This window comes from Shewanella sp. ZOR0012, assembly GCF_000798835.1.
GTDB lineage: Bacteria > Pseudomonadota > Gammaproteobacteria > Enterobacterales > Shewanellaceae > Shewanella > Shewanella xiamenensis.
Genome location: NZ_JTLE01000094.1, coordinates 3,356,557 through 3,365,359, shown reverse-complemented (window position 1 = coordinate 3,365,359; position 8,803 = coordinate 3,356,557). Strand labels below are relative to the sequence as shown.

5 protein-coding genes and 2 pseudogenes are annotated in these 8,803 nt (G+C 36.0%); 5 read left to right on the top strand and 2 right to left on the bottom strand.

What is annotated here, in order from left to right; genetic code table 11:
* The 5 genes and pseudogenes from L976_RS16365 to L976_RS16350 all read left to right on the top strand — a co-directional run.
* A pseudogene (locus L976_RS16365) lies at positions 1-915 on the top strand (IS5 family transposase); the annotation flags it as partial.
* A 47-nt stretch (positions 916-962) separates the two neighbouring features.
* Positions 963-1,125, top strand: a pseudogene (locus tag L976_RS22905) (integrase core domain-containing protein); the annotation flags it as partial.
* 1,307 nt (positions 1,126-2,432) lie between these two features.
* Entirely contained in the window at positions 2,433-2,798 is a 366-nt protein-coding gene (locus tag L976_RS16360) for a response regulator (protein ID WP_037419128.1), read from the top strand.
* Positions 2,795-3,367, top strand: a complete 573-nt coding sequence (locus tag L976_RS16355) for a chemotaxis protein CheC (protein WP_037419126.1) — start codon at positions 2,795-2,797, stop codon at positions 3,365-3,367. Before L976_RS16360 ends, L976_RS16355 begins: the two co-directional genes overlap by 4 nt.
* 2 nt (positions 3,368-3,369) lie before the next feature.
* Positions 3,370-4,668, top strand: coding sequence for a sensor histidine kinase (locus tag L976_RS16350; protein ID WP_037419123.1), 1,299 nt, complete (start codon positions 3,370-3,372; stop codon positions 4,666-4,668).
* A 36-nt stretch (positions 4,669-4,704) separates the two neighbouring features.
* Here L976_RS16350 and L976_RS16345 read toward each other — a convergent pair whose 3' ends face one another.
* Positions 4,705-7,779 (bottom strand): hybrid sensor histidine kinase/response regulator, encoded by a 3,075-nt coding sequence (locus tag L976_RS16345; RefSeq protein ID WP_047538449.1) that lies wholly within the window; start codon positions 7,777-7,779, stop codon positions 4,705-4,707.
* Positions 7,763-8,803 (bottom strand): sensor histidine kinase (locus L976_RS16340; RefSeq protein ID WP_156143261.1); only part of this gene is annotated, 1,041 nt, incomplete at its 5' end. The genes L976_RS16345 and L976_RS16340, both read right to left, overlap by 17 nt.

Below are 8,803 nucleotides of genomic sequence, written 5' to 3'. Positions count from 1 at the left end.
CCTCGCTATAAAACAACCAACTGGAAGCAATACAACCAAGCCTTAATCAACCGCGGTTCACTTACCTTCTGGATTGATAAGGATGCAATTGGTAAGTGGAAAGCCAAGGTCGAGCCGCCCAAGAAAGGTCGCCCTCAATTATTTAACGACTTAGCCATTACCACTGCGTTGATGGTTAAGCGTGTTTTCTCTATGCCACTGAGAGCCTTACAGGGCTTCATTAATTAGGTGTTTAAACTGGGTGATATCCCATTTTCTTTCCCGCATTACCCCTGTATCAGTAAACGCGCGAAAACGGTCAATATTGCTTTTAAAACCAAGACTCGCGGCGCCATTGAGCACTTAGCTATCGACTCGACAGGCTTGAAAGTCTATGGCGAAGGTGAGTGGAAAGTGAAGAAATATGGCACAGATGGAAAGCACCGAGTGTGGCGTAAACTGCATATTGCCGTTGATACACATACTCACGAGATCATAGGTACAGAACTCAGCTTATCAAATGTGACCGACGCTGAAGTCATGCCGGATTTGCTCAAACAAACCCATCGAAAAATCCGCAATATCTTAGGTGATTGTGCTTAAGACACGGGAGCCTGTCATGATGCCGTTCGTCGAAAACGCGCTTTAGTGCTGACCCCACCGAGGGAAGGTGCTGCACTCTGGGAACCAGGACATCCACGTAACTTAGCCGTCAGTTGGCAACAACTTCATGGCTCAAATAAGCAGTGGAAAAAACGGTATGGTTATCATCGCCGCTCAATCTCATAAACCGCTATGTACAGGATAAAACAACTGCTAGGAGGCACGTTGAGCATTCGGAATTATAACGCTCAGGTGGGAGAAGCTCACGCGATGATTAGGGCTTTGAACAAACTTACTGGGCTAGGTATGCCTGAAACCCACTATATAGCTTGATATTTGAACAATGATGAGAGTTTTGTTCGCTGACTCGATTTAGGTAACAAAGCCATGCATATGTTGAGCGATATAACCGTACAGTGCGCTACGAGTGGCTAAACCAATATTTATTCAGCAGTATTGCCGAGGTACAAGAGCATGCGACATTATGGGAATAATGAACGACCAAAAAAAACAATTGGTGGAATACCATTGAAATATAAATAGGCTTTAATAACGTAATCTTGACTTTGTTTCCTAATAGTGAAATCCAATGTTTTTTGGGTTTAAATCAAAATAATATTCTGATTACAGATAAACGACTGACGATGAAACAAGGGTTTTAAACGCCATGCTGGCCGCTCAGGAAGTACTCTGTAGATATTTGTGCTTTTAGGAAACAAAGCCCGTAATCTTCTACGTCTAACGTCCATTAAAAATAGGATGATTACTCTTACTTCAAGTTGAGCATATTGAATCGGCAGTAGGTTGTTATCGAGGATGATGGGAGATATCGAGATGCTTTACTCCTACGACTTTATTTTTATCGATTTCGGAGACACGGTCACGAATACACTCCTAACTGCAGGATATGTAAAACTCATCTTTTTAGCTTCAGAACTGATCAAATGTTGATCAGTTGAAAGGCTGGTTTTCGTGACCGTGACCACCAAGTTGTAGTTAATAGTCGTTAATGTACAGTCCGATGGTCATGCAAATAATGTTAATTAAATCAATTGACAACATTTTATGTAAAATAGGTAACGCTCTAAAACCATATCTGCACGGCCTGTCACGCCGGGGGTCGCGGGTTCGAGTCCCGTCCGCTCCGCCAAATAGGAAAAAGCCTCATCATTTGATGAGGCTTTTTCATTTGCGATATCAGTAAACCACTAGTGGCTACCGTCTAAAGAATGTTGATATTTTAAGATTCAATTTTGTTCGTTTGAGCAAGTGCTGCTCGCGAAGCGAGTAAATATGGGTCGTTATTTTACTCAAATTACCAGCGTCTCTAATCACTGAAAGTAAAGAGAAAAGTCTTGCCAGAATGAACTCTTCGGGCAGTATTTGGCTGATATTTCTGCTGAGTTATCTTAGTTTTATGTAGCTTAACTATGCAGTACGGACTTTGCCTCGCACAACCAGCCAAACTGCTGCAACAAACCACTCTGAAACGTTGCCAACGCGCCCTAATATCTCAAATAAACTGGTCATATTGGCTATGTGGTTTTATCCCAATATTGCTACTCGCATTCATTTAAAACCAGCTGTTTATCTATTTCTTTTAGCCTGGCCAAAGCTTCAATTTAGTGTTTAGCTAAATTTTCATCCTGAAAGCAACTGGAATACAATCAAGACGGTGGAATAGTTTTACTAGTTTGTTGTTTTGGCATGAGTTATTTTTTAAGTTGAACCTTATCTAGAAAATCATTGTGCTGAAGGTTCTACTAAGATTCTTATTATTAGCGCTTAACATTGACGCATAGTGAATAACGACTAATATAAGACAGATGAGACACTCATGAGGTGATGCTATGCCAATACCTGTCACAATTGCTGATGATTCTTTAATGTCCAGAAAAGCGGTAAGACGAGCTTTACCGGAGGACTGGGATGTTGAGATCACTGAAGCGTGCAATGGAAAAGAGGCCCTAGAAGCAGCTAATTCAGGTAAGGCTGAGGTACTATTTCTTGACCTGACCATGCCTGAACTTGATGGATTTGGAGTACTTAAATGTCTTCATGAACAACAATCAAAGACGGTTGTGATTGTGATAAGTGCAGATATACAGCCAGAAGCTAAATTGTTAGTTGATTCCCTAGGTGCTTTTCGTTTCTTACAAAAACCGTTACAACCCGCACAGTTAAGAGAAGCACTTTTCGATGTGGGGCTAATATGAATATGTTGCTATCTGAAGAACAGCGAGACGCGCTCCAGGAATTGATGAATATTTCTATGGGGCAAGCAGCTAATTCACTTGCTCGTTTAATCGAAGCGAAAATTACACTATCAATTCCTAAAATCAGTGATGTTACTCCTGAACAATTTGTCTCTATGCTATCGGACGAGGCAATGTGGTACACACGCCAATCATTTTTAGGCAGTATTAAAGGTGAAGTTATTTCAACGCTATCTAAGCAGGGCTGCGATGCGATTGGTACATTAATGGAGTATGAACTGCCACTTACTCAAGACCGGTTAAATGAATTGTTGTTAGAACTTGCCAATATTTTAGCTGGTGCATGTTTAACCGGATTTGCTGAGCAACTTTCATTAAACGCAAAGTTAAGTATGCCGACAATGTACAATGCGGCTAGTCAGCATTACCACTATAGATGGGCAAGTACTTTAATGATGGAGGTTGAGTTTAAAGTGGAAGTGAGTCAGTTTGACTCAAAAGTTGTGATCTGTTTGGAAGAGGCATCAGTTCAAACTTTATTAGCGAAACTACAGCAGCTGCTGGAGTAATTATGAGTCAGTCACAGCTATTGCAGAAGCTTACTTCACGCTTACCACTTGGAATTTGTGTGGTTGATGAGTTTTATCAAATTATTTACTGGAATGAATTTTTTACCGATAGATTGTCAACCGATAATAAGTCAGTTACACACGAAAATAACTTACTCGCGTTATTCCCTGATGCCGCAAAATTTCTTCAGAAAAAAATTAATAGCGTTTTTGTGCTTAATAATGCCAGTTTCTCATATTGGGAACATCGTCCACATGTATTTGACTTTAGTAGCAGTCGGCCTATTACAGGTGAAGAGACTGCTATGTACCAAAATATTGAGTTTTTCCCGCTCGATATAGAAAATAATCAAGTGAAAACAGTTTGTTTAATTGTGCAAGATGTAACTGAGCTTGCAAGTTATTACCAAGCACAAAAATGCCTTTCTGAACAATTGGAACAAGAGCATACTGCACTGAGTCTTCTCAATAAAAAACTAGAGGCTGCTCAGAATCAATTATTACAATCTGAAAAAATGGCCGCAATTGGGCAGTTAGCTGCAGGTGTTGCTCATGAAATTAATAATCCAATTGGTTTTGTGAATTCAAATTTACAAAGCTTACAAGATTATAATGATAAGTTATTAAAATTACTTAGCTTTTATCAAAAACTAGTACATAAGATTGGGTCTCCGCCTTATTTTGCACTTGAACAAGATATGCTGAAGCGGCATCAGTTTGAATTTATATGCTCAGATTTACCTGATTTAATCAATGAATCGATTGAGGGATTAGATCGCGTTGCCGTAATAGTGAAAAGCCTCAAGTCTTTTTCTCATGTAGATAGTAGTGAATGGCAATATGCTAATGTAATAGAGGGTATTGAAAATACATTAAAAATTGCTGCTAACCAAATTAAATATAAAGCTGTTGTTCTTCGTAATTTCCAGGATAATTTGCCAGAGCTATATTGTCAGCCAATGCAGCTTAATCAAGTATTCCTTAATTTGTTAGTTAATGCTGCGCAAGCTATAGAGGAAAGAGGTGAAATATCTATCGATGTAAGTGCGACAGAATCAGAATTTATGATTGTTATTCGTGATACTGGTTCTGGTATTGCAGCACAAGATATACGTAAAATATTTGAACCTTTTTACACCACCAAACCTGTCGGAACAGGCACAGGGCTTGGTTTATCATTATCCTACAGTATAGTTCAAAAGCATAAAGGTGAGATTAAAGTCACTTCTACTTTAGGTGTGGGCACTTCTTTCACTGTGATATTACCAATCTTAACTCCTGCTGATGTTTTTGAGTGTTAGGTCTGACTCATGTGTTATCATTGATATTATATCCTATTATTTTTCATTTTCAGCTAAAAGTGCATCCGTTATAGCGGTTGACAATTCGTTGATTTCATCTAGGGTTATCATTCGATTTTTTAGTTTCACATTGAGATGAGCCGCACATGACGATATATTGCTAAGCCCTAAACACGCACTTGTTCCTTTTAGCTTATGTAATTCATGTCCTAACTTTTTTACTTCTCCATCATTGATAAGTTGCTTTAATAAAGACAATGTATTAGGTAAGGTTTTTAGATATTCAATTGTTAAATCATTATCTAATATGTCATCTTCTTTTTTTTTCTTATTATATGTTGATTGGTTTTCTCCCAGAAAATATTGCAAGGTATCAATGATCTGTTGTTTGCTAAAAGGTTTTGTGATTTTTTTGTTGAAAGAGCTATTTTTTTCACTGTCATCATAAAAAATATCAGCACTTAATAATAATAAAGGAATATTTTTATTCATCGCACTTATTGTATTTGCAGCGGTAAGTCCATCGATAACTGGCATTTGTTGGTCTAATATGATCAGATCGTAATTTTTTAGAGATGCTAATTGTATTGCTTCTTCACCATTGACACCAAAATCTATACTTATTTCGGTATCTTTTAGGTAAATTGCTACTAAGTCTCTAATATCCTCTACATCATCAACAAATAAGATGCTTTTCTTTTTCCAGTCTATGATGTCATTTTGAATAATGTTGATTTCATCATGCGTTATGGCAACGTTATTAATTAATTTTTCTTCGGGTAATGTGATAGAGAAACAAGACCCAATCCCAACTGTACTATGCATATTAAGTTGTAAAGACATAGCATCAGCTAATTGTTTACTGATAAATAATCCTAGACCTGTACCGCCATAATCTCTACTGGTACTGGAGTCTGCTTGAGTAAATGCATGAAATAAACTCGATGCTTGTTCAGATGAAATACCAATGCCGTTGTCGATAATTGCAATATATAACTCATTTTTATCTGTTATGTTAGCAACTAATTTTATAGTACCTTTTTGCGTGAACTTTACTGCGTTACTAATAAAGTTTAGTAATATCTGCTTAAGTCTATAAGGGTCTGTTTTTATATATTTAATATTTGATAGATTAATGTCTAACTGAGTGGTTAAATTTTTCGAATGTGCTAAAACAGTTAATGCATCACTTAAGCTGTTTAAAAGCGGTTCAATAGCAACCGATTGCTCAGCTATAGACATTTTTCCTTCATCAATTTTAGCCGCGTCTAAAATGTCATTAATTATACTTTGAAGGTGAGATGTATTTTGTTCAATTTTGCAAAGAGCAGTATGTACTTCACCATGGGTAATGGGTAAAATTTGTTCAGTGAAACCTTTAATTATCGTTATTGGAGTACGAATTTCATGGCTCATATTAGCAAGGAATCTAGTTTTAATTGCCGCTAGATGATTTGCTTTATCGCGCTCTTCTTCTAATTCTCTTGTTCGTTTTTCAACTCTTTCTTCTAACTCTTCATTAAGAAGTCTTACCTCATTCATTGATGATATTGTTGCGTTGTGAGCACCAGTTACTCGTCGTTGCATATTTATAAAGCTATGCGCTAAAGTGTCAATTTCAAGCGCCGATTGAGTCAGATTCAATGCTTTGCTATTTAAGGTTTTGCCATCCCATTGTTGAGTGTAATCTACCAATTGCTCTAATGCCTGTGTGTAGTTTTTTACAAATCTTTTTGATAATCTAACAGATGTTTCTAATATTATAGTGATTAAGGCTAGTGCAAGAAAAAAATAAATTGAAAGTTTTATGAAGAGATCGTTCGTGTCAATGAAAAAATATAACTCCCAACCAGTTAAACCTATTTTTTCATTGATGATAAAGTGATGCGCATCTTTGCTAAATGTAATAGGATTAAGTGGGTTGAATATACTTTTTCTTAGAAATGTATCTTTCATCGGCTCGCTATCTTTAGGTCGAGTCCAGACACTGCCGATATCACCACTTACATTGTTTCCCCATACTTTTCTTCCTGATTTATCTATGAGTATACGATGTGAAATACTATCAATATGTTTATCAAATAATGTCAGTAATGAATTAAGTTTTATTGCTAATTGTAGTACACCATCAAATTTATTTTCTCTTATTATAGGTGTGCTTACAGCAAATAATTGATCATCTCCGAGTGATCTTCCTTTGAAGGTATCACTTATAAAAGACGTTTTTGTTTGTTTTACCAAATAAAAATAGGGACGGTCTGCAACGCTCAAGTTGCCGATGTTGTTTGTGTTTGCATCAACTTTGTAGAAATCTCTAACAATACCATTATTATCTGTTACAAGTGAAGATATAAATTCTGGAGATTGTTCCACAAGAAGTTTTAAAGTGTTTTTGGTAACTTGTTTTTCTGTTGTATTAACAATAGTTTCAATCTTTACGATGTAATCTTTTAGTTTTAACTCAATATTGTCCTTAAGAGAGTTAATTTCATTTTGATAATGAACCATTTGTTTCACAAGTTCTAAACTCGTCAGTCCATTGAGACCAAGTGTAATCAGTAATGTTGCAGGGATTGCTGTGTATAATCCGACTCTAAAAGATAGTTGATGTTGCAATGACTGTTTTCTTAATTGCTCATTATTAACATATAATGCAAGGAGTAAACGTGCAGCTTTTACACTCCAAATAAATAATGCCGTTGATAAAGAGCAATATATAATCAAGAAGGATAAATTATCCTTTATAGCTTCCAGTGAAAACATTTTTATAACGAGAATAGCTGCTAAAAAATAAATCACAGAAATTTGCGTTGTGTTTGAGCTATTTTTTTTAATATAAATATTAAATAATACCACTTGTATAAGGCTTAGTATTATAGCAATAAAAGAGGGGAGTGGAGATGCAACAAAAACAAAACATACTAACGCCCACAAGGGACCTAAACGTGCTAGAATCAATAATGCTGCAACATTGCCTATATTGAGAGGTACTGCAATTGGAACGGTTACAACTGATAAATTGGCAACCAATCCAATGATAATACAATATAATAAGAATAATATTCGATGTTTCTTAATGGATTTATTATGTCTTCTAATTATTGCTAGCATGGCTAGACTCCGGTAGACCTATAACAAATTTTGTACCCGAAGGCCCTGTGTAGTCAAGAGTAATAAATCCATTGTGTTGCTCTACTATAGCTCTTGATATTGATAGCCCTAACCCAGTACCTTCACCAATTTCTTTTGTTGTAAAAAAAGGTTCAAAGATATGTGGTATATCAGTCTCATGTATACCGTTCCCATTATCCTTTATTTCAATGTTTATCCAATGATTTATCTTCGTGATATCTATTTCAATTAATCCTTTTTGATGTTTTATTGAATAATAGGAGTTGTTTATAATATTTAATATTACTTGACTTAGTTGTGTTGTGTTTCCTTTGACTAATGCACTTTCTAAATGATGAGTTAAATTTATTTTTATGTGTTTTTTTAGATTGACTTTAGCTATCTTTACCGTATCTCCAACAAGATTTACTATGTTTATAGTTGATATGGTTTGTTCATCTGGATGTGAGAAGTTACGTAGGTTTTTAATAATATCTCTAGCACGTCTAGCACCTTCTTGACTTTCATTAATTAATTCAATGCTGTCTTTTAATATGAAGTCAAGCTTATATTTTTTTACGGACTTATTAATTTCTGGATATGTATTGTTTACTTCGTTTATGAATGAGTTGATATCTTTTAAGTACACGTCAAGCGTGTTCAAGTTACTATAAATAAATCCTAGTGGGTTATTTAATTCGTGGGCAACACCGGCTGCAAGTTGACCAATTGCCGCCAATTTTCCTTCTTTCGCTAAACTGTTTTCAATTCTTTTTTGTTGTGCAAATAAACTGTCGCGTTCAGCTGCAATATGGCGATAGTCTCTCAATGTGAGTGTGTTTGCGATAAAACTACAGTAGTTTGATATGATAGATTGCGCTCCAGAGTTAAAGCTATAGTGCTCTTTTTTTAGTAAGATGATTGCATAATCACTGTTGTTAAATTTTACAGGCTGAATTAATGCTGATGTCGCTTGGGGCAATAGGCGTTTTAGTGTGCTTGACCAATTAGAGGTAGAGTCTAA

What these genes read in the sequence shown, in the direction of transcription:
- L976_RS16360 (WP_037419128.1), top strand. Translation starts at nt 2,433, where the DNA reads ATGCCAATACCTGTCACAATTGCTGATGATTCTTTAATGTCCAGAAAA.
- L976_RS16355 (WP_037419126.1), top strand. Translation starts at nt 2,795, where the DNA reads ATGAATATGTTGCTATCTGAAGAACAGCGAGACGCGCTCCAGGAATTG.
- L976_RS16350 (WP_037419123.1), top strand. Translation starts at nt 3,370, where the DNA reads ATGAGTCAGTCACAGCTATTGCAGAAGCTTACTTCACGCTTACCACTT.
- L976_RS16345 (WP_047538449.1), bottom strand. Translation starts at nt 7,779, where the DNA reads ATGCTAGCAATAATTAGAAGACATAATAAATCCATTAAGAAACATCGA.